The 22836-nt window shown below is 39.3% G+C and carries 22 protein-coding genes; 21 read left to right on the forward strand and 1 reads right to left on the reverse strand.

The genetic code is table 11. The features are described from left to right. The first annotated feature begins 2 nt into the window (after window positions 1-2). The 3 genes from yabA (at window position 3) to rsmI (ending at window position 2073) form a co-directional block, all read left to right on the forward strand. Window positions 3-374, forward strand: coding sequence for a DNA replication initiation control protein YabA (gene yabA / locus QNH48_RS00335; RefSeq protein ID WP_095250695.1), 372 nt, complete (start codon window positions 3-5; stop codon window positions 372-374). A gap of 61 nt (window positions 375-435) precedes the next feature. Beyond that, window positions 436-1176 (forward strand): tRNA1(Val) (adenine(37)-N6)-methyltransferase, encoded by a 741-nt coding sequence (locus QNH48_RS00340; protein ID WP_133372037.1) that lies wholly within the window; start codon window positions 436-438, stop codon window positions 1174-1176. 18 nt (window positions 1177-1194) lie between these two features. Then, complete coding sequence (rsmI, locus tag QNH48_RS00345; RefSeq protein WP_095250693.1) at window positions 1195-2073, forward strand: 16S rRNA (cytidine(1402)-2'-O)-methyltransferase; 879 nt, start codon at window positions 1195-1197, stop codon at window positions 2071-2073. Between the two features lie 44 nt (window positions 2074-2117). On the opposite strand, the gene QNH48_RS00350 is transcribed toward rsmI, so the two are convergent. Then, window positions 2118-2402: a transition state genes transcriptional regulator AbrB gene (locus QNH48_RS00350; RefSeq protein ID WP_095250692.1), complete on the reverse strand. Its 285-nt coding sequence runs from the start codon at window positions 2400-2402 to the stop codon at window positions 2118-2120. Between the two features lie 482 nt (window positions 2403-2884). Here QNH48_RS00350 and metG point away from each other — a divergent pair, with 482 nt between their 5' ends. From metG to mfd, 18 genes are all read left to right on the forward strand, one after another. Beyond that, the gene (gene metG / locus QNH48_RS00355) at window positions 2885-4852 is read left to right on the forward strand and encodes a methionine--tRNA ligase (RefSeq protein ID WP_283953351.1); all 1968 of its coding nucleotides are present in this window, start codon (window positions 2885-2887) and stop codon (window positions 4850-4852) included. A 116-nt stretch (window positions 4853-4968) separates the two neighbouring features. Then, a complete protein-coding gene (locus tag QNH48_RS00360; protein ID WP_283953352.1) occupies window positions 4969-5736 on the forward strand; it encodes a TatD family hydrolase in 768 nt (255 codons plus the stop codon). Window positions 5737-5973: 237 nt separating this feature from the next. After that, window positions 5974-7152, forward strand: coding sequence for a G5 and 3D domain-containing protein (locus QNH48_RS00365; RefSeq protein WP_283953353.1), 1179 nt, complete (start codon window positions 5974-5976; stop codon window positions 7150-7152). A 631-nt stretch (window positions 7153-7783) separates the two neighbouring features. Then, entirely contained in the window at window positions 7784-8344 is a 561-nt protein-coding gene (gene rnmV, locus QNH48_RS00370) for a ribonuclease M5 (protein WP_283953354.1), read from the forward strand. After that, window positions 8337-9215, forward strand: a complete 879-nt coding sequence (rsmA, locus tag QNH48_RS00375; RefSeq protein WP_283953355.1) for a 16S rRNA (adenine(1518)-N(6)/adenine(1519)-N(6))-dimethyltransferase RsmA — start codon at window positions 8337-8339, stop codon at window positions 9213-9215. Before rnmV ends, rsmA begins: the two co-directional genes overlap by 8 nt. A gap of 388 nt (window positions 9216-9603) precedes the next feature. Next, window positions 9604-10488, forward strand: coding sequence for a sporulation peptidase YabG (yabG, locus tag QNH48_RS00380; RefSeq protein WP_133372044.1), 885 nt, complete (start codon window positions 9604-9606; stop codon window positions 10486-10488). Between the two features lie 281 nt (window positions 10489-10769). Beyond that, window positions 10770-11033, forward strand: coding sequence for a biofilm formation stimulator Veg (gene veg / locus QNH48_RS00385; protein WP_045515579.1), 264 nt, complete (start codon window positions 10770-10772; stop codon window positions 11031-11033). Between the two features lie 304 nt (window positions 11034-11337). Next, window positions 11338-11523 carry a small, acid-soluble spore protein, alpha/beta type gene (locus tag QNH48_RS00390; RefSeq protein ID WP_095250682.1) on the forward strand — a complete coding sequence of 62 codons (186 nt, stop codon included), beginning with the start codon at window positions 11338-11340 and terminating at the stop codon, window positions 11521-11523. Window positions 11524-11720: 197 nt separating this feature from the next. Further along, on the forward strand, window positions 11721-12590 hold the full coding sequence (gene ispE, locus QNH48_RS00395) for a 4-(cytidine 5'-diphospho)-2-C-methyl-D-erythritol kinase (RefSeq protein WP_283953356.1): 870 nt from the start codon (window positions 11721-11723) through the stop codon (window positions 12588-12590). A 55-nt stretch (window positions 12591-12645) separates the two neighbouring features. Further along, entirely contained in the window at window positions 12646-13476 is an 831-nt protein-coding gene (gene purR / locus QNH48_RS00400) for a pur operon repressor (RefSeq protein WP_283953357.1), read from the forward strand. 1 nt (window position 13477) lies between these two features. After that, window positions 13478-13852 (forward strand): RidA family protein, encoded by a 375-nt coding sequence (locus tag QNH48_RS00405; RefSeq protein ID WP_095250679.1) that lies wholly within the window; start codon window positions 13478-13480, stop codon window positions 13850-13852. 181 nt (window positions 13853-14033) lie between these two features. Next, the gene (spoVG, locus tag QNH48_RS00410) at window positions 14034-14324 is read left to right on the forward strand and encodes a septation regulator SpoVG (RefSeq protein ID WP_003347151.1); all 291 of its coding nucleotides are present in this window, start codon (window positions 14034-14036) and stop codon (window positions 14322-14324) included. A gap of 379 nt (window positions 14325-14703) precedes the next feature. Then, on the forward strand, window positions 14704-16077 hold the full coding sequence (gene glmU, locus QNH48_RS00415) for a bifunctional UDP-N-acetylglucosamine diphosphorylase/glucosamine-1-phosphate N-acetyltransferase GlmU (RefSeq protein ID WP_283953358.1): 1374 nt from the start codon (window positions 14704-14706) through the stop codon (window positions 16075-16077). Between the two features lie 20 nt (window positions 16078-16097). After that, window positions 16098-17054, forward strand: a complete 957-nt coding sequence (locus QNH48_RS00420) for a ribose-phosphate diphosphokinase (RefSeq protein WP_283953359.1) — start codon at window positions 16098-16100, stop codon at window positions 17052-17054. A gap of 95 nt (window positions 17055-17149) precedes the next feature. Next, window positions 17150-17785, forward strand: a complete 636-nt coding sequence (locus tag QNH48_RS00425) for a 50S ribosomal protein L25/general stress protein Ctc (protein WP_283953360.1) — start codon at window positions 17150-17152, stop codon at window positions 17783-17785. Between the two features lie 340 nt (window positions 17786-18125). Then, window positions 18126-18686, forward strand: a complete 561-nt coding sequence (gene pth / locus QNH48_RS00430) for an aminoacyl-tRNA hydrolase (protein WP_283955639.1) — start codon at window positions 18126-18128, stop codon at window positions 18684-18686. A gap of 129 nt (window positions 18687-18815) precedes the next feature. Beyond that, window positions 18816-19046, forward strand: coding sequence for an anti-sigma-F factor Fin (fin, locus tag QNH48_RS00435; protein WP_095250675.1), 231 nt, complete (start codon window positions 18816-18818; stop codon window positions 19044-19046). Between the two features lie 110 nt (window positions 19047-19156). Next, window positions 19157-22690: a transcription-repair coupling factor gene (gene mfd / locus QNH48_RS00440; RefSeq protein WP_283953361.1), complete on the forward strand. Its 3534-nt coding sequence runs from the start codon at window positions 19157-19159 to the stop codon at window positions 22688-22690. Window positions 22691-22836: the final 146 nt, after the last annotated feature.

The raw sequence follows: 22836 nt of genomic DNA on the forward strand, positions 1-22836 counted from the left end.
ACGTGGATAAAAAAGAGATATTTGAATCAGTAAGTAATATGGAAACACAAATTGGCCATCTTTACCAACAGCTCGGAGAATTAAAGCAGCATTTAGCCGAAATACTAGAAGAGAATCATTACTTAAAGCTTGAAAATGAACATCTAAGACGCCGTTTAGATTTAACCACGGAAAAAGACAAGAAAGATGAGAAAGTTAAAAAAGGGACAAATCCCCCTGCGTCTGCTGGTGATCGAACTTTGGACATCGGTGAAGGCTATGATAACCTTGCTCGTCTATACCAAGAAGGATTTCACATTTGTAATCTACATTTTGGGAGCTTGCGTAAGGAAGGCGATTGCTTATTTTGTCTCTCCTTTCTTAATAAGAAATAACTTAGAAGAGGTTGACCCAGGTCAGCCTTATTTTTTTCATATAATTTTGAGGTGGATAGCATTGGTTAATTTAAAAAATGATGAGCGGCTTGATTATTTGCTTGCAGAAAATTTAAGGATTATTCAAAGTCCATCCGTTTTTGCCTTCTCGCTTGATGCAGTCTTATTAGCTCGATTTGTCTATATTCCTATTCAAAAGGGAAATATAATTGATTTATGCAGTGGGAATGGAGTTATACCATTGTTTTTAAGTGCTCGTACAAAAGGGAAGATTACTGGTGTGGAGATACAAGAGCGCTTATATGATATGGCTGTAAGAAGTATTGAATATAACTGTCTCGGGGACCGCCTTCAGATGATTCATGGTGATATAAAAGAAATGCCAAACAAGCTGGGGCATGGGAAATTTGATGTTGTAACCTGTAATCCTCCTTATTTTCCTACTCCCTCAAAGGAAGAAATGAATCCGAATGAGCACTTAGCCATTGCTCGTCATGAGATACTTTGTACACTAGAGGATGCTGTTAAGGCTTCAAGTCAATTAGTGAGGCAGGGCGGCAAGGTGGCGTTTGTTCATCGTCCAGGAAGGTTAATGGATATCATTTCGGTCATGCGACAGTATCGCCTTGAACCAAAACGTATTCAGTTTGTCTATCCAAAGCAAGGGAAAGAAGCAAATACCCTGCTAATTGAAGCAATAAAAGATGGCAGTCCTGATTTAAAAATACTTCCTCCCTTATTTGTTTATAATGAAGAAGGGGAGTATACTGCGGAAATCAGAAAGATTTTATATGGAGAATAAAAGAAACGGGTGGTCATAGTGTGGCAGCAAAAGAGTTTTGAGAACGAGGCACATAAAGGAATACTGTATCTTGTTCCGACGCCAATCGGTAATCTTGAAGATATGAGTTTTCGTGCTGTAAGGATATTGAAAGAAGCGGACCTGATTGCAGCTGAGGATACAAGAAACACAAAAAGGTTGTGTAATTACTTTGAAATTCAAACCCCTGTTGTCAGCTATCATGAACATAATAAAGAATCGAGTGGAGAGAAGCTCATTCACAAGATTAAGGAAGGCATGAAGATTGCTTTAGTCAGTGACGCGGGCATGCCTGCTATATCAGATCCAGGATATGAATTGGTTCTTGCTGCAATCAATGAGAAAGTGACAGTAGTCCCACTACCTGGTGCAAATGCAGCTCTTCCAGCTTTAATTGCTTCGGGGCTAACATGTCAGCCCTTCTATTTTTATGGTTTCTTAAACCGAAGCAAAAAAGAGAAGAAAACGGAGTTAGAGAGCTTAAAAAAACAAACAGGAACTCTTGTTTTCTATGAGTCACCGCATCGACTCAAAGAAACTCTAACGAGTATGTATGATGTCCTTGGTAATCGCAAAATAGCTATTTGCCGGGAGTTAACTAAAAAGTTTGAGGAATTTATTAGAGGAACCTTAGAGGAAATAATAGAGTGGGCTAATCAGGATGAAATTCGTGGCGAATTTTGTTTGATTGTTGAAGGTGCGGATGAGAGTAAATTAAAGCAAGAAGAAATGAACTGGTGGGAAACCTTGTCGATAGAGGAGCATGTAAATCACTACATAAGTGTGAAACAGATTCCCTCAAAAGAAGCTATCAAACAAACCGCAATAGACCGGGGGATAAGCAAACGTGAGGTGTATCAGGCCTACCACGTCGACTAGATTAAAAAAAAGCTTCTCCTTCTTGAGGAGAAGCTTACTGTATATTATTTTACTAATTCAAATTGGCTTTTGATTTCATTTACTAGCTGCTCAGCGCCTTCGCGGCTAAGGATTAGTTTTCCGCCAGCAAGTGCTAAGTTATCATCGGAAACTTCACCAGTTACTTGGCAAGTCATATTTGGCTTGTATTTCTTTAAGATAATACGCTCTTCATCAACATAAATTTCAAGTGCATCTTTTTCAGCGATACCAAGTGTTCTTCTTAATTCGATTGGAATAACCACACGGCCTAATTCATCAACTTTACGTACAATACCTGTAGATTTCATATTTACTAGCTCCTCTCATAATAAACCTATTAATTTATTTCTCTATCTATTCGTCATTATTCGACATTATTTTTATAAATTAATAATACCAGCCATTCCCATTTCCGTCAATTACTTTAAAGTAAAAAGTAATGGTAAATATTATGAGTTTACAAGAATGTTGATATATCAATAGATAATGAATGACCATTCAAATGAAATAGATTTTTAATACTATTGTTGGATTAATATAATCTTTTTTAATGAAATTGTAATATTCGACAAAAAACTACAATAAAAACTATTTCATTAGTATAATTTTCGACAGTAATAAACATTTTATGGGGGGAGCAGAGGATAAAAATAAAATAAATCTTTTGGTTATGGTTGGGTTTATTGCACATTTATTGATTTTTGGGTATATTTTGATGATATAAGAGGGCCAAAAAGGGCTATAATGATTTAGTAGAAAAGTCTATGTACCTATATTAGGAGGATCCCAAATGCAAGGAAAATTAAAAACGTTTTATCTTACTACTCCGATTTATTATCCAAGTGGAAATTTACATATTGGCCATGCCTATACAACAGTAGCAGGGGACGCAATGGCACGCTATAAAAGGATGCGCGGCTTTGATGTTATGTATTTAACGGGAACCGATGAGCATGGTCAAAAAATCCAGCGTAAAGCTGAGGAAAAGGGGATTTCCCCGCAGCAGTATGTTGATGAAATTGTGGATGGGATTAAGGATTTATGGAAAAAGCTCGATATCTCCTATAATGACTTTATTCGGACAACGGATGAGAGACATAAACAAATTGTCGAAAAGATTTTCGCTAGACTGCTTGAACAGGGAGATATTTACCTGGATAAGTATGAAGGGTGGTATTGTACACCGTGTGAATCCTTTTATACTGACCGCCAGTTAGTGGAAGGAAATTGTCCTGATTGCGGCAGGGGAGTAGAAATTGTAAAAGAAGAATCTTACTTTTTCAAAATGAGTAAGTATGTTGATCGATTATTGCAATACTATGAGGAAAATCCAGAGTTTATCCAGCCGGAATCACGTAAAAATGAAATGATTAATAATTTTATTAAGCCTGGTTTAGAGGATTTAGCTGTTTCTAGAACAACCTTTGATTGGGGTGTGAAGGTGCCGGGGGATCCAAAACATGTTATTTATGTGTGGATAGATGCTTTATCGAACTACATTACCGCTCTCGGCTATGGTACGGATAATGATAGCAAATACTTGAATTATTGGCCTGCTGATGTTCATCTTGTTGGAAAAGAAATTGTTCGTTTTCATACGATTTATTGGCCAATCATGTTGATGGCACTTGATCTTCCACTTCCTAAAAAGGTGTTTGCACATGGCTGGTTATTAATGAAGGACGGTAAAATGTCTAAATCAAAAGGAAATGTAGTGGACCCTGTTACATTAATTGACCGCTATGGTCTCGACGCTCTTCGCTATTACTTATTAAGAGAAGTGCCATTTGGGGCAGATGGTGTCTTTACGCCAGAGGGATTTGTTGAAAGAATTAACTTTGATTTAGCGAATGATCTTGGTAACCTGTTAAATCGTACAGTGGCGATGATTGAGAAATATTTTGATGGAGTCATTCCCGCCTATTCGGATTCAACTGGTGAATTTGATAATGCACTGCTTCAGGTCAATCGTGAAACAGTTGCTAAATATGAGGAAGCCATGGAGAAAATGGAGTTTTCAGTTGCGTTAACATCCATTTGGCAATTAGTAAGCAGAAGTAATAAATATATAGATGAAACACAGCCATGGACATTGGCAAAGTCAGAAGAACGTAAAGATGAACTGGCAAGTGTAATGGTCCATTTAGCTGAATCCTTAAGAAGAACAGCAATTCTTCTTCAGCCATTCTTAACCGTGACACCGAATGGTATTTTTCAGCAACTTGGTGTTAATGAAGAAGAACTTAAATCTTGGGAGAGCTTAGATACCTTTGGTGTGATTCCGAATGGAACTAAGGTTTCAAAAGGAAACCCTTTGTTCCCACGCCTTGAAATTGCAGAAGAAGTTGAATTTATCCGTGCTAAAATGGGAGGTTCTGCTCCAATTGTTGAGGAGAAGCAAGAAGTAAAACAAGAAGAAAAGCCTGATGAAATGGATGAAATTGCTATAGACGACTTTATGAAAATTGATTTGAGAGTGGCAGAAGTTATTCAGGCTGACCCAATCAAAAAGGCAGATAAGCTTCTAAAGCTTCAGTTGGATTTAGGGTATGAAAAAAGGCAAGTAGTCTCAGGAATTGCACAATATTATAAGCCAGAAGATTTAGTGGGTAGAAAAGTCATTTGCATTACGAACCTGAAACCAGTAAAGCTGCGTGGAGAAATGTCACAAGGAATGATCCTAGCAGGTTCAAAGGATGGATCACTCTCATTGGCAACAGTCGATCAGTCCCTTCCAAATGGTTCAAAGGTAAAATAATTTAACGATAGAAATGTCCCTTAATGTTTCACGTGAAACAATTTTCGAGACATTTCTATTTTTTTCTCACTATCATTCGACACAGCCATAAGAATATAAATAAAGGAGAAACAGTCATGTTATTTGATACACATGTCCATTTAAACGCGGAACAATTTGATGAGGATTTACAGGAAGTTATCGAGAGGGCAAAAGAAGCAGGGGTTTCCTATATGACAGTGGTTGGGTTCGACCGACCAACAATTAAGAGGGCTATGGATCTGGCAGAAGAGTACGAGTTTATCTATGCGTGCGTTGGCTGGCATCCTGTAGATGCAATTGATATGACAGATGAAGATTTGCTTTGGATCGAAGATTTAGCTGCCCATCCAAAGGTAGTGGCAATAGGAGAAATGGGCTTGGATTATCATTGGGACAAGTCTCCAAAAGACATCCAAAAGGAAGTATTTCGAAAGCAAATCCGATTGGCTAAGAAGGTAAAACTTCCGATTGTGATTCATAATCGGGAAGCAACAGCTGATATTGTAGAAATTTTAAAAGAAGAGGATGCTGGTGAAGTTGGAGGAATCATGCATTGCTTCAGCGGAAGCCCTGAGGTTGCCTTAGAATGTCTAAAAATGAATTTTCTTATCTCATTAGGGGGTCCGGTTACGTTCAAAAATGCCAAAAAGCCCAAAGAAGTGGCAGCTGTCGTTCCGTTAGAAAAACTGCTGATTGAAACAGACTGCCCCTATTTAGCGCCGCATCCTTATCGTGGAAAACGCAATGAACCAGGATATGTTAAGCTAGTAGCAGAGCAAATCGCAGAAATTAAAGGCATATCATTTGAAGAAGTTGCCATCGTCACGACTGCTAATGCAAAAAAATTATTCGACATAAACTGATAGACAAGCTTGTCGACTTTAATAGAAGCTTGTCCAAATTTTTTAATATAACTTAAAGTTCTACACGTCTCCTTTTCCTCATAGGATAACCGTGTCGATAAGTTTCCCTTTGCAAATTTCCCAACTATATGCATAATAGGAAATACGTTCACAACAAATGCAAGGGTTGACAGCCGGCAGCATGTTTCTCAATAATCTCTCCGAGAGAAGGAGGCGTTTTTCATCGTATTCAAAAACATGAAAAACCTGTTTTCCAAGTCTTTGAGTAGAAAAAGGTTGGCGATCACTTTTGCTAGTTTTGTAGTTTTAGCAGCACTTCTTGGTTTTTCGTACTATGAAGGATCTAAGTATACAGTTGCATTGACTCTTAACGGACAGCAAAAAGTAGTAAAAACGCATGCCAATACAGTTAAGGATGTATTCGCTCAACTTGAAATACCACTCAACTCAAAAGACTACTTGTCACCTTCAGCTGATGCTAAGGTGAAAGACAATCAAGTAATTGTCTGGAAACAAGCAAAGCAGGTTAAAATTGTCCAAGACAACGAGAAAAAAACGATATGGACAACAGCAGGTACGGTCGCTGAGCTACTAAAAGAGCAACAAATTGTATTGAACGAACATGATGAAATTTCACCCAAGCCGCAGGAAACAATCAAAAGCAAGATGGATATTCGCATTCAATCAGCTCTTCATCTTACACTAGTTGACGGCGGAAAAGAACAGCAAGTATGGTCCACTTCGGCTACGGTCGCTGACTTTTTAACACAACAGGGAATTAAACTTAATGAATTTGACCGAGTTGAACCGTCATTATCTGAGACAGTGAAAAAGGATGGCGTTGTTAACGTCATACGCGTAGAAAAAGTCACCGATGTAGTGGAAGAACCAGTTCACTTTGCCGTGATCACCAAGAAAGATGAGAGCTTGGAAAATGGAAAGCAAGTAACTGTCAAAGATGGCAGACAGGGGCTTATTTCAAGAGAATATGAAGTTATCTTGGAAAACGGTAAAGAAGTTTCAAGAAAATTAATTAGTGAGCAGAGTCTTATAGAGAAACTCGATAAAGTTGTGGCTGTTGGAACGAAGGAATTAGATATTCAAGTTTCCCGTGGAGCAGAAACTGGAACTGAGTTTTATGTTAATACTACTGCCTATACAGCCTATTGTAATGGCTGTTCAGGGGTAACAGCAACAGGATTTGATTTACGTGCAAATCCAAATGCAAAGATAATTGCTGTAGATCCTCGTGTGATTCCGCTGGGAACAAAGGTTTATGTAGAAGGTTATGGCTATGCTGTAGCGTCTGATACTGGTGGAGCAATAAAGGGACATAAAATTGATGTTTTCTTTCCATCGAAAGCGGAGGCATTCCGCTGGGGAGTTAGAAAGGTCAAGATTAAAATATTACAATAAGCTTAACTGTGCAGAGGTTTAAATAGCCTCTGCATTTTGCTTTTTCTCTAATATTCATTATACTTACAACGAATACATTAAGGTATTTACTTCATAATATGAAGGCATTTGTTAATATAGACGATGGACATTACAAAAATGTTTCAATTATTTTTCAAATTTTTTATTTTTTTGCTGTGTTAATCTAGGCTGTTGATTTGTGCTCCACTAAGGACTGCTTCTTTGAATAATCACCGCAGTGACAGGCCGTATCTGCCTGTCACGAGGCGCTTCGCTTTCCGCAGGCGGTTCAGGAAGCCTGTCTAGCTGCAGCGCCTAGCCCCTCGAGTCGCTTCGGTCCCAACGTTGAAGTCAAAGAACGACTTCATCGTCAGGCCCTCCAGCGCTTGTCGGGGCTGTACAAGGTGCTTCCGCTTTTCCTACTCCTCGGCGCTAAGAGATAAGCGGGGTCTCCCCTGTCCCGTCCTCCTGCAGGACACTGATTTACATCCTCGAATCCGCCCACGCACGAAGAAAATGCGATAGCATTTTCGAGGAGTCTCGCGCCTTCCGCACAAATCAACAGGGTACTAAAATCAACATTTAGCTTTAACACAGCTTATTTTTATATCATTCACGTACGGAGGAAATAATGAAGATTAAGGAATTCATTGTGGTGGAGGGAAAAGACGATACCACCACAATTAAACGAGCTGTTGATGCAGATACAATTGAAACAAATGGCTCTGCAATTAATGAAGAAACCATCGAAAAAATCAAAAGAGCACAAGAAACACGAGGGGTAATCATCTTTACAGACCCCGACTACCCAGGTGAAAAAATCAGGAAAACGATTGCTGAAAAAGTACCTGGCGCAAAACACGCTTTTTTACCGAAAGAAGTCGCAATCGCTAAAAATGGAAAAGGTCTGGGTGTTGAACATGCCTCTTTAGAAGCAATAAGAAACGCATTAAGAGACGCACAAATCATGTCAGATACGATTAAAGAGGAAATCACACAAGAGGACTTAATGACAGCGGGACTCATTGGGGGAGCAGGATCAAAAGAGCGAAGGGTCATGTTGGGAAAACTTTTGAAAATTGGTTATACCAATGGAAAGCAGCTTTATAAAAGATTGATGATGTTTCAAATCAGCAGGCGGGAATTTGCAGAGGCACTCGCAGTTGTGATACAGGAGGAAAAAAATGAATAAAGACATAGCTACACCAATTCGAACACGAGCCATCCTTGAAAAATATGGATTTTCTTTTAAGAAAAGTCTGGGCCAAAACTTTTTAATTGATACAAATATCTTACATAGAATTGTTGACTTTGCAGAAATGGGTGATAATTCAGGGGCGATTGAAATTGGTCCTGGTATTGGTGCACTGACAGAACAGCTTGCCCGCAGGAGTAAAAAAGTGGTTGCTTTTGAAATCGACCAAAGATTACTGCCGATATTATCTGACACTCTTTCGCCGTATGAAAATGTAAAAGTTATCCATAAAGATATACTTGAAGCAGATGTTCAGGAGGTCATAGATACAGAATTTTCGAATTTCGATGATCTTATGGTTGTTGCCAATCTCCCATACTACGTGACGACTCCAATTATTATGAAGCTGCTAGAGGAACAGATTCCAATACGAGGTATCGTGTGTATGCTTCAAAAAGAGGTCGCAGACCGCATTTCAGCGAAGCCAGGGACAAAGGAATACGGATCGCTTTCCATCGCTGTACAGTACTACACAAAGGCGGAGACGGTTATGATTGTTCCTAAAACAGTTTTCGTCCCTCAGCCAAATGTAGATTCAGCTGTAATCCGCTTAACAAGAAGAGAAAAGCCCGCGGTAATCGTAAAAGATGAGAAATTCTTTTTCCAAGTAACACGAGCAAGTTTTGCACAAAGGAGAAAAACACTTCTAAATAATTTAACTAGTCAACTTCAGGATGGGAAAGAAAAGAAAGATGAAATCATACGTGCATTAAATGCAGCTGGAATTGACCCAACGAGAAGAGGGGAAACTCTTTCCGTTGAGGAATTTGGGAAATTGAGCGACGAATTATACACCTATTTTCAATAGACCTTTTTAGGTCTATTTTTTTGTTGGCTGTGTTAATAAGGCTGTTGATTTGCACTCCAGGCGCTATACTTTCCGCGGGCTCGCCCGTGTGCCTCCTCGCTCATTCCGACCTGCGGGGTCTCACGGTGCTCGTTCATCCCGCAGGACTTTGATTTACATCCTCGAATCTGCCCACGCACGAAGAAAATGCGATAGCATTTTCGAGGAGTCAAGCTCCTTCCCGCTCCAATCAACAGGTTCATAAATCATAAGTGTCCTTTAACACAGCCTTCATTTTAAATCAATGCAATTGAACTCGTCATTCACATTAATTTGTGTAGTTGCATAGCCTATCAAAGAGAAACTTTATTTGGAAGGCCTATAAGCTGGTCTAATTGGAGTGACAGCAGTGAATATAAAGATGATGGATATTGTCGGCAGACGGTCCTATAACTGTGATATTCTATTCCGGGTTATTGATATTCAAATACTAAATGGCCAGAGATTTGCGGTCCTATACGGTGAAGATATTCGCTTAGTGGCAGATGCCCCTTACGAGGATTTAGTGAAGATTAACAAAAATGCAAGGTCGAAAATAATACAGGAATACAAAACCCTTGAAGAGCAGTCCTTTCGCCTATTTGCACAGGACGTTGATTTAATAAAGCAAAGGCAGGATTATGAAGCGACAGGCGGCTATGTACAGCCAGCCAATTATTTTCAAATTCCAGGAAAGGTTCTTCACTTAGATGGAGACCAAGATTACTTACAAAAGTGTATGACTTTATATGAGAAAATTGGTATTCCTGTCTATGGGGTACATTGTAACGAAAAGGAGATGCCAAAGAAAATTGGCGGCTTAATTGATCAATACCGTCCTGATATTTTAGTCATTACCGGTCATGATGCCTATTCTAAGGCAAAGGGGAAAATATCTGATATTAATGCATACCGCCACTCAAAGCACTTTGTCCAAACCGTCAAGGAGGCACGAAGAAAGATTCCTCATTTAGATCAACTCGTTATCTTTGCAGGTGCCTGCCAATCTCACTTTGAATCTTTGATACATGCAGGTGCAAATTTTGCCAGCTCCCCATCACGAATTAATATACATGCATTAGATCCCGTTTATATTGTTGCAAAAATTGGATTCACGCCGTTTATGGAAAGTATCAACGTTTGGGATGTTTTACGAAACACACTAACCGGAGAAAAGGGCCTGGGGGGCATTGAAACAAAAGGTGTCTTACGAACAGGAATGCCTTACAATCCTGTCCAGGAAGAAGAATCATAAGTCCTAATAGAAAGCGAAAGGATTCTGCTAATGACCCCAATTCGATGGCGCCTGGAGCTAGACAGTTCTCGAAAGTCAGCTAGTACAAACTTTTCTAGGAATTATTTTTTTATTGCACATAATCCCCCCTTTTTAAGGTAAAGATAATGATTGTTGAAATTTGGGAGAAAAAGTAGAAGAAAAGATATTGACAATCTTTTTGTCGGACTGATATAATTTTATGTTTTTATTTGACAAGGACTATGTCAGTGTGATATACTTTACACAGTGAGGTGGACCGAATGCCAAAAACCTTAGCCGATATTAAAAAGGCTCTAGATTCAAATTTAGGGAAAAGATTGTTGCTGAAGGCAAACGGAGGACGTAGAAAGACAATCGAACGATCAGGCGTATTAGCCGAAACGTACCCTTCGGTTTTTGTAATCGAGTTAGATCAAGAAGAAAATGCATTTGAACGAGTTTCATACAGCTACGCAGACGTACTAACCGAAACAGTTCAAATAACCTTCTATGAAGACGCAGCAGGAAACATAGCTTTAAGTTAGAATATAGGGCAATTTTTTAGGGCAGAAAATCATCCGATTTTCTGCCTTTTGCTATTTACAAAGGCTGTGTTAATGCAAAATGTTGATATTACGACTCTGTTGATTTGTGCGGAAGGCGCGAGACTCCTGCAGGAGGACGGGACAGGGGAGACCCCGCAGGCGCTTTAGCGCCGAGGAGGCTTCCCGAACCGCCTGGAGCACAAATCAACAGACCTTGATAACACAGTCATTTCAAATAAATTAATGAAATACTTTCTAAATAACATACTAATAATGCCGTGAGTGGATAAAAGGGGTTGTTTAGATGGCAAGAAGAAGAGGTGTTATGTCTACACAGTTTAAAGAGGAACTTGCGAAAGAACTTGGATTTTACGATGTCGTCCAAAAAGAGGGTTGGGGCGGCATACGAGCAAAGGATGCAGGAAATATGGTGAAAAGAGCAGTCGAACTCGCTTCAGAGCAGCTAATGAAAAACAATAGGAATACGTAATAGAAGCAGTTCAGAATGTTACGCTTTACTAAGCCGCACTTGCTTCTCAATGTTTAAACAAATCAGACGCCACGGTAAGGTCAGGGGGAAGAAAGCCCCTGGCCTTTAAATATTATCGCTTGACTTTTTTCCTATTTGAAGTTTTGTGGTAAAATAGGAAAAAATATATGATCGATATAGAAGTGTAGGTGGGCGTAGTGAAGCTTTTAGTAAAAGCACCAGCCAAAATTAATTTAGCCTTGGATGTTTTGTATAAGCGTCCTGATGGTTTTCATGAGGTTGAAATGATCATGACGACGATTGATTTGGCGGACCGAGTTGAGTTGACATTGTTAGAGCAGGACAAAATACATATTCTTTCCCATAACCGCTATGTTCCTGACGATCAAAGGAATCTAGCCTTTCAAGCGGCTCAATTGCTGAAGGACCGATATCAAGTAAAAAAAGGTGTGCAAATAACAATTGAAAAAACAATCCCTGTTGCGGCTGGGCTGGCTGGAGGAAGCAGTGATGCTGCTGCAACTCTAAGGGGGCTTAATAAACTTTGGAAGCTTGGTTTAACATTGGACGAGTTAGCCAATCTTGGATCTGAAATAGGCTCGGATGTGTCATTTTGTGTGTATGGGGGGACTGCTTTAGCCAGAGGCAGAGGGGAAATGATTACAGACCTTCCTGCACCTCCAACATGCTGGGTAATTCTAGCGAAACCTTTTATTGGTGTTTCAACCGCCGAAGTTTATCGGCGACTAGATTTAAACGGAATGGAGCATCCAAATATTAACGAAATGGTCAAGGCAATTGAAAACAATGATTATCAAAGCGTTTGTGATCAGGTCGGAAATGTCTTAGAGGATGTAACATTAAAGCTTCATCCGGAGGTAGCACAAATCAAGGAGCAAATGAAGCGTTTCGGTGCGGATGCTGTTTTGATGAGCGGAAGCGGTCCAACCGTTTTTGGAATTGTTCAGCACGATTCGAGAATGCATCGGATATATAATGGTCTAAGAGGTTTTTGTGATCAGGTCTTTGCTGTAAGAATGCTTGGAGAACGACACACTCTTGATTAAAAACGGACAATAGTGATATTCTATATATAGAATATTCGTCTTTTGGGGGATTGTTATGAAGTTTCGCCGCAGTGAACGATTAATTGATATGACAAGCTATTTACTTGACCATCCACGCCAGCTTGTACCGCTTACTTTCTTTGCTGAACGTTACTCTTCTGCGAAATCTTCTATCAGTGAAGACCTAGCAATCGTGAAAGAGACCTTCGAACAAAGAGGTATTGGGACCTTACAAACGGTACCTGGGGCAGCGGGTGGAGTTAAATTTTTTGTAAATGTCAGTGATGATGAGGCAAGGCCATTTGTAAATGAATTATGTTCGTTAATTGCACACCCAGACCGCCTTTTACCTGGGGGATATTTATATTTAACTGATATTTTAGGTGATCCAGCCATTGTTCAAAAAGCCGGCCGGATTATTGCATCAGCCTATGTGAATACGAAGATTGATGTGGTCATGACTGTAGCAACAAAGGGAATTCCTCTTGCTTATGCTGTCGCGAGTCAGTTAAATACACCTGTTGTCATTGTAAGAAGAGATAATAAGGTCACCGAGGGCCCAACTGTTAGTATCAACTATGTTTCTGGATCAGCAAAGAGAATCCAAACAATGGTGCTCTCAAAAAGGAGCTTGGCACAAGGGTCGAAGGTGTTAGTTGTCGATGACTTTATGAAAGCTGGCGGAACCGTAATGGGAATGATCAGTTTGCTAGAGGAATTTAATGCTCAAGTAGCTGGAATTGCTGTTTTGGTTGAAGCTGAGAAAATTGAAGAACGTCTCGTCGAGGAGTACAAATCACTTGTTAAACTGACGGATGTTGATGTAAAAGAAAAAAGGATTCAGGTTACAGAAGGAAACTACTTTAAACGCAGAACGGAGGAATAATATGAAAGTTGTTCAAACCACCCAAGCACCTGCAGCGATTGGACCCTATTCTCAAGGAATGATTGTTAACAATCTTTTTTATAGCTCAGGGCAAATCCCGTTAACAGCTGAGGGCGTAATGATTGAAGGCGGCATAAAGGAACAAACTCACCAGGTTTTTAAAAATTTGGCGGCTGTGCTTTCAGCAGCAGGGGCGTCTTTTGATACCGTTGTTAAGGCGACGGTCTTTATTAAAAGTATGGATGACTTTGCTTTGATAAACGAAGTATATGGTGAATATTTTTCAACGAATAAACCGGCGCGTTCATGTGTTGAGGTAGCACGGTTACCAAAAGATGCTTTGGTTGAAATTGAAGTAATTGCGCTCGTGAAATAATCACGAGCGTTTTTTTTTGTCATTTTCACACTATGAATAATATTAATATATCTGACTTTTAAAAATGTTCACTATTTTGCCTAAAATATTTTTAAAAAAATTAATATAAAAGAAGGATTTACTAGATTCCCTGTTGAATTAATAACACTAGCTTTTTAACATAAGAAAAGGGTGTGAGCACATGGAAGTAACAGACGTAAGATTACGCCGTGTTAACACGGATGGTCGTATGAGAGCGATTGCATCAATTACATTAGACAATGAATTCGTTGTTCATGACATCCGCGTTATTGACGGAAACAATGGTTTATTTGTCGCAATGCCAAGTAAACGTACTCCAGACGGAGAATTTCGTGATATTGCGCATCCAATCAACTCAGGGACACGCGGTAAAATTCAAGAGGCTGTGTTGGCTGAGTATCATCGTTTAGGTGAATTAGAAGTAGAATTTGAAGAAGCTGGAGCTTCCTAGAAAGAACTATTCAACTAGAGCCTACTACATAAGTAGTGCTCTTTTTTTATTCCTCCCTATCTCCTCTATCATTCCTTCACTAATTTTTTCAAAATAACAAATTCGGACACTTTTCTTACATTCCTTGAAAAGACTGACTAATTACGTTAATATTTTTAATGGATAAGGCTGTTTTATAAAAGATGTTTGTTAGAATCTTAAAGCTGATTTTAACGTGGAATAAGCTATTTTGAGATTTAGAACGAAGTATACAGGCTCTTTCTCATTAAGTGAAAGCTTTTCATATGAAAATAATGCTCAATCAATTGTATCTTACTTCGAAAAGCAACAACAATTGAGAAAAGAACCATGGATAAAAAGGTAAATTGGAGGACTGTTCATGCATAATCGTTATGCTGTGATTTTGGCCGCAGGGCAAGGTACTCGGATGAAGTCAAAGCTTTATAAAGTATTACATCCTGTATGCGGTAAGCCGATGGTTCAACATGTAGTGGACCAAGTGAAGAAGCTAAACATTCAAGAAATGGTTACCGTAATTGGCCATGGAGCTGAAAAGGTAAAAGGACAATTAGGGGAAGAAAGCCATTATGCCCTTCAAGCAGAGCAGCTTGGGACTGCACATGCCGTAATGCAGGCACAAGAGAGCTTAGAGGGGAAAGAAGGAATTACCATAGTGGTCTGTGGTGACACTCCTCTAATTAAGGCAGAAACGATGGAGTCATTATTTAAACATCATAGAGAACTCTCGGCGAAAGCAACAATTCTTACAGCAAGGATTGATGACCCGACGGGATATGGTCGGATCATTCGAAATGAAAAGGGATACGTTGAGAAAATCGTTGAGCATAAAGACGCAACAGAAGCAGAGCGAGATATAAATGAAATCAATACAGGAACCTACTGCTTTGATAATGCTGCCTTGTTTGAAGCTTTAAAGAAGGTTTCGAATGATAATGTTCAAGGTGAATATTATCTGCCGGATGTCGTAGAAATTCTGAAGAATCAGGGAGAAGTAGTTACGGCTTTCCAAACAAATGATTTAGAAGAGACTCTCGGGGTAAACGACAGAGTTGCTTTGGCTGAAGCAGAAAGAATTATGCGAAGCCGGATAAACGAAAGTCATATGCGAAATGGAGTTACCATTATTGATCCTGCGAATACATACATCGAAGCAGATGTTGTAATTGGGCAGGATACCATTATCCTTCCTGGTACGATTCTAAAAGGCAGGACCGTGATTGGAGCAGAATGCCAAATCGGGCCAAACTCAGAAATTGATACTTGTGAGGTTGGAAATGAAACGGTAATCCGTCAATCCGCAGCCTATAATAGTAGTATTGGATCTCTCGTTAATATTGGGCCCTTTGCACATATTAGACCAGATTCAGCTATTAGTGATGAAGTGAAAATTGGAAACTTTGTTGAAATTAAGAAGGCAGTTTTCGGTAAGGGAAGTAAGGCTTCGCATCTAAGCTATATCGGTGATGCTGAGGTTGGAAGTGATGTAAATATAGGCTGTGGCTCAATAACAGTTAACTATGATGGGAAAAATAAATTCTTAACAAAGATTGAGGATGGAGTATTTATTGGCTGTAATTCCAATTTAGTTGCTCCTGTTACCGTTGGAAAAGGAGCTTATGTAGCTGCGGGTTCAACGATAACAAAGGATGTACCCGGAAATGCATTGTCCATTGCACGTTCACAGCAGGTAAACAAAGAAAATTATGTCGATAAGCTTAATGTGAAAAAATAGGTAGAATATTGGAGGGCATTATGTCGAATCAATACTTAGATCCAAACTTAAAGGTATTCAGTCTGAATTCAAATCTACCGTTAGCAAGAGAGATTGCTAAGGTTATCGGTGTGGAATTAGGAAAAACTTCTGTAACAAGATTTAGTGATGGAGAAATCCAAATTAATATCGAAGAAAGTATCCGCGGTTGTGATGTGTATGTTATTCAATCGACTAGTTCTCCAGTCAATGAAAATATTATGGAAGTACTAATTATGATTGATGCTCTAAAAAGGGCCTCTGCTAAAACAATTAATATTGTTATGCCATACTATGGCTATGCCCGTCAGGACCGTAAAGCACGTGCACGTGAGCCGATTACAGCTAAGTTAGTGGCTAACCTGCTTGAAACAGCAGGTGCAACCCGTATTATCTGCTTAGACTTACACGCACCGCAGATTCAAGGCTTCTTTGAAATTCCAACTGATCACTTAATGGGTGTTCCTATTTTGGCTGATTATTTCCAAAAGAGAAATTTTGAAGGTGACATTGTCATTGTTTCACCTGATCATGGCGGAGTAACGAGAGCTAGAAAATTAGCAGAACGTTTAAAAGCCCCAATTGCGATTATTGACAAACGTCGTCCAAGACCCAATGTTGCTGAGGTTATGAATATTGTTGGTAACATTGAAGGAAAAATTGCTATCCTAATTGATGATATTATCGATACAGCAGGAACTATAACTTTAGCAGCCAACGCTTTAGTCGAGAACGGTGCTTCTGAAGTGTACGCATGCTGTACACACCCTGTCTTATCTGGACCGGCGATGGATCGAATTCAAAATTCAAAAATTAAGGAATTAGTTATCACAAATTCTATTTCTATACCAGAAGAGAAAAAGACTGATAAAATTATTCAACTTTCTGTAGCACCGTTACTTGGTGAAGCGATTATCCGTGTCCATGAAGAACAATCTGTAAGTACATTATTTGATTGATTCTTGCTTTTGTACAAAAAAATGGTTTAGACCTTCTTGTTTTGGGGAATTTTTATATAGACAGTTAAGAACAAAACTAGGAAGGTGACTAACATATGAGTACGGTTTTACAAGCAAAGGAACGTAAGGAACTTCGCAGTTCGGAATTAAGGAAAATTAGAGAAACTGGAAATATTCCTGCTGTCATTTATGGCAGGAAGGTAGAAAGCAAACCGGTTTCTGTCAGCTCGGCGGATTTAACAAAAACCATCCGATTAGTAGGCAGGAATGGCGTTATTTCTCTTGACGTTGACGGCAGCAGGCATGATGTTGTTTTATCTGATTACCAAGAGGATTTTATTAAAAAGGAAATCATTCATGTTGATTTTCTTGCCGTTGATAAATCCTCCAAAATTCATGTAACGGTTCGACTCGTCCTAACGGGTGAAGCAGCTGGAGTTAAGGATGGCGGGGTCCTGCAGCAGCCTGTACATGAACTATCGATTACTTCCACTCCTGATGAGATACCACAGCAAATTGAAGTGGATGTAACTAACCTTCAGGTTGGTGAAACCATGAAGGTTTCCGATATCCTATATCAGGGATCGTTTACGATCAATCATGAGGAAGATGAAGTAATCGCAAGTATCCTTCCTCCTCGACAAGAAGAGGAAATTAATGCAGGTGAGCAGCAAGAAGGCGGCCATCCCGATAATGAAGAAGGCAGAGAAACAAAGCCGGTGGGAGAATAGAAAAGCGGAAGCGCCTTCGGAACAAGCACAGCTTGTTCCTGCGAGGATTATTCAAGGAAGTTTTCCTTAGTGTCCAGAGGCGACAGGCATAAGGCGAGCGCTGACAGAAGGCGTGGTCTTTGCCTTCCGAAGTGATTGGCTTATGACCGAGGAAAAAGTGTTTTCCTTTTTCTACCGAGCCTCTAGGCGCTGGAGCTAGACATTATATTGCAGACGTAACCTAAATATGGTTACGTCTTTTGTCGCATTTGTCACAAAAAAGACGTATTATTAAGTGGGAGAGAATAGGATGCTCCGAAAATTATTTAACAGGTGGACTGAGCCGAAAGAGAGGGAAAAAATGAAATTAATCGTTGGTTTAGGAAACCCTGGGAAACAGTATGAAAAAACGAGACATAATATTGGGTTTGAAGTCATTGACGAGCTTGCAGATAAATTAAATATTCCTTTAAATCAATCAAAATTTAAAGGGCTGTATGGAATGGGTTTTCATAATGGTGAAAAAGTAATTTTACTAAAACCACTGACTTATATGAATCTGTCTGGAGAATCCATTAGAGCGATAATGGACTATTATGAAATTGATCTAGAAGATTTAGTCATTATCTATGATGATCTTGATCTGCCGGTGGGGAAAATCAGGCTCCGTCAAAAAGGAAGTGCTGGCGGTCATAATGGAATCAAGTCCACTGTAGCACATCTTGGAACGCAAGAATTTAACAGAATCAGAATTGGAATTGATCGGCCGAGGAATGGGATGAAGGTTCCAGATTATGTGCTGGGGCGCTTTCACGAAGATGAATGGGGATTAACAAAAGAGTCCGTACAAAAGAGTGCTGAAGCATGTAGAACATGGTTAGAAAAGCCCTTTTTACAGGTGATGAACGAATATAATCAGTAAAAAGTTCATGGGACAACCTTTCCTTTCATAAAATAAACTAATTCTCCTTTTTTGTAATGAAAACGAATGAATAATTTACCCTTTCTACGTAAATACTATTAACAATAGTAGAATAGGGAGGGTACCTAAGTGGCCATTCATTACCATTGCCGGCATTGCGGTACAAATTTAGGTTCCATTGAACAGTCATCGATACACAGTGAAGCACTCGGCCTTCATAAATTAACGGAACAGGAAAGGCAAGAGATGGTCGCATATGACGTGACTGGGAATATTCATATTACAGCCATTTGTGAGGATTGTCAGGAGGCATTAGAAAGAAATCCAGATTATCACCAATATGATTTCCTCATTCATTAATCAGCTTTGGAAGCACTCCAAAGCATTTTTCTATTTTTAATAAACACTAAAAATAAAGTTAATATAGTCAGAATACGAAAAAAAGATTCAAAGAGAGGAGGAACGAGCTTTTGAAAGGCTTAAAATCATTATTTCTAGATCAGGAAGATGTGAACTCCATCATATCTGGAGTTCAGGAAGGCTTGAAAGAGCAGCTAATTGCTGGATTATCGGGTTCATCAAGGACGGTACTAACGGCTGCCATTTATGAGCAGATGAAAAGACCGATTCTCTTTATCACCCATAATCTATTGCAAGCACAAAAACTCTATGACGATATTGTAAATCTATTAAGTGAGGATGATGTTTTTCTATTTCCTGCCAATGAATTAATTGCAGCTGAGATGAGTATTGCCAGTCCTGAGTTAAAGGCACAAAGAATCGAAGCCTTAAACCATTTGAGTAAAAGGGACAAAGGAATTATTATCGTTCCTGCTGCTGGGCTAAGAAAGGTCATTCCGCCAAAATCTTTGTGGAAAAAGTATCAGCTGTCTTTTAAACTAGGCGATGATTTAGATGTTACAAAGGTCCTCAATACTTTTGTTAAGATGGGATATGTTCGGTCCGAAATGGTGTCAACACCAGGAGAGTTTAGTATAAGGGGCGGAATTATTGATATTTATCCGCTTACCGTCAGTAATCCTATAAGAATTGAATTATTTGATACCGAGATTGATTCAATCCGCTACTTTTCCTTAGAAGACCAGCGTTCTATCGAGAAAACAGCTGAAGTTTTGATTGGCCCTGCAACAGAAGTCCTTTTTGAAGCAGAGGATTATAGCAGGTTAATTGGAAAGCTTGAGGATGGGCTGGGTAAAAGTCTTAGAAAATTAAAGGACGATAAAGCAAAGATACAGCTCTCACAAAATATAAGTTTTGAGCTCGAACAGCTAAAAAATGGCCACAAACCAGACCAGGTATTTAAATATCTTTCACTTGCATATGAAGGCGATAGTAGTTTACTAGACTATCTCCCGCGCGATGGAATGGTATTTATTGATGAAATAAGCCGGGTTCAAGAGATGAATGACTCATTAATTAAAGAAGAGGCGGAATGGTATACTGCTCTCTTAGGCGAGGGTCAAATTATTCATGATTTGACTATTTCCCATGACTTACCGAATTTACTTCATAAAAAAGAGTTTCCGATTCTTTATATGAGTTTGTTTTTACGCCATGTTGCAAATACGAGTCCGCAAAATATCATTAATGTTTCTTGTAAACAAATGCAGAATTTCCATGGTCAAATGCATTTACTGAAAGCAGAAGTTGACAGGTGGAAAAAAGGAAATTACTCCATTCTCTTTTTAGGTGCAGATGATGATAGAGTTAAAAAATTAGAGCGAGTTTTAGAGGATTATGAAATAGAAGCTTCTATTTCACGAAGCGATCAGCAGCTTTTACCTGGAAAAGTGCAGATTATGAAGGGGAACCTGCAAACTGGATTTGAGCTTTCCATTCAGAAGATAGCTGTCATTACGGAAGAGGAGCTTTTTACAAAACGTGTCAAAAAGTCTGCCAACAGACAAAAGCTCTCAAACGCCGAAAGGATTAAGAGTTATTCCGAACTTAAAATTGGCGATTATGTTGTCCATGTTAATCATGGAATAGGAAAATACTTAGGAATTGAAACTCTCGTTATTAACGGTGTTCATAAGGATTATCTCCACCTCCGCTATCATGGGACGGATAAGCTTTATGTTCCTGTCGAACAAATAGACCTTGTTCAAAAGTATGTGGCTTCCGAAGGAAAAGAGCCGAAAATTTATAAACTGGGCGGCAGTGATTGGAAAAAGGTAAAAAAGAAAGTTCAATCCTCTGTTCAAGACATTGCGGATGATTTAATTAAGCTTTATGCAGAACGTGAAGCAGCCGTTGGTTATGCCTTTTCTCCGGATGGGGATATGCAAAGGGAGTTTGAAACCGCCTTTGCGTACCAAGAAACGGAAGATCAGCTTCGCTCCATTCATGAAATTAAGATCGATATGGAAAGAGCTAGACCAATGGACCGCTTGCTTTGTGGAGACGTGGGTTATGGAAAAACGGAGGTAGCCATTCGAGCCGCCTTCAAAGCGATAGCAGATGGCAAGCAAGTCGCACTCCTTGTACCTACAACGATCTTAGCACAGCAGCACTATGAAACGATGAGAGAAAGATTCCAAGACTACCCAATCAATATTGGTCTGTTAAGTCGCTTCCGCTCGAAAAAGCAACAAACCGAAACCATCAAAGGATTAAAGGCAGGAACGGTCGATGTGGTCGTTGGAACACACCGTATTCTTTCAAAGGATATCATTTATCGTGATTTAGGTTTATTAATTATTGATGAAGAGCAAAGATTTGGGGTGACCCATAAAGAAAAAATTAAAAGATTAAAGACAAATATAGATGTTTTAACATTGACAGCAACCCCAATCCCGAGAACGCTGCATATGTCCATGCTTGGCGTTCGCGATTTATCGGTTATTGAGACACCGCCTGAGAACCGTTTTCCTGTACAAACTTATGTGATGGAGTACAATGGATCTCTTGTCAGAGAGGCGATTGAAAGGGAGTTAGCACGTGACGGACAAGTATATTTTTTATATAACAGAGTAGAGGATATTGAGCGTAAGGCAGAAGAAATATCTATGCTTGTTCCAGATGCACGAGTTACTTTCGCTCATGGGCAAATGTCAGAAAATGAATTAGAATCCGTCATGCTCAGCTTTCTATCGGGAGAGTTTGATGTGTTGGTCAGCACAACCATCATCGAAACAGGGGTAGATATTCCGAATGTAAACACGCTGATTGTCTATGATGCTGATAGAATGGGACTTTCTCAGCTTTATCAGCTGCGGGGCCGTGTTGGAAGGTCAAATCGTGTTGCGTATGCTTATTTCACGCACCGAAAGGATAAAGTATTAACTGAAGTGGCAGAAAAGCGTCTCCAGGCTATTAAGGAATTTACTGAACTTGGTTCTGGTTTTAAAATTGCTATGCGTGACTTATCCATTAGGGGAGCTGGTAATTTACTAGGGGCGCAGCAGCATGGATTTATTGACTCAGTAGGTTTTGATCTTTATTCGCAAATGCTGAAAGAGGCAATTGAAGAAAGAAGAGGCGACTTGAATGCTGAGAAAAAGGCAACTGTTGAAATTGACTTAGAAATAGATGCTTATATTCCTGATACCTACATTAAGGATGGCCATCAAAAAATTGAAATGTATAAGCGATTTAGAGGTTTGCTAACATTAGAGGATATTGAGGAGCTTCAAGCGGAAATGCTCGATCGTTTTGGAGAATATCCTGAAGAAGTTGATTATCTATTCCAAGTGGCAGAAATGAAAATTTATGCACTGCTTGCGGGTGTCGAAATCATAAAGCAAGCGAAACAGGAAGTAAGCATTATCGTAAATGAACAAGCTAGCAGTACGATTGACGGACAAAAGGTATTTGCTATCAGCAGTAAATATCCACGAATGATTGGGCTGGGAATGGAGGGTCAGAAGCTTAAAATGACCCTGCAAATTAAAGGATTAGAGCCAGCATACTGGCTAAATGTAGCATTTGAAATGATTAAAGGTCTTCAAGCAGCGAAAAAGGGTCAAAAGAACCCTGTTTAACCATTATTATAATGGGATTATTTTCCTGTTTGTGAAAAAATATTGCGAATGTGTATAGAACTTTCCAGATGAAAGATACTAAGTTCAAAGTTGGTGATGATTCCTACAAAAGGAAAAATTGTCATTACCAAGTTAGTAAAATCATC

The sequence above is a fragment of the Neobacillus sp. YX16 genome (assembly GCF_030123505.1).
In the GTDB taxonomy this organism is placed as follows: domain Bacteria; phylum Bacillota; class Bacilli; order Bacillales; family Cytobacillaceae; genus Neobacillus.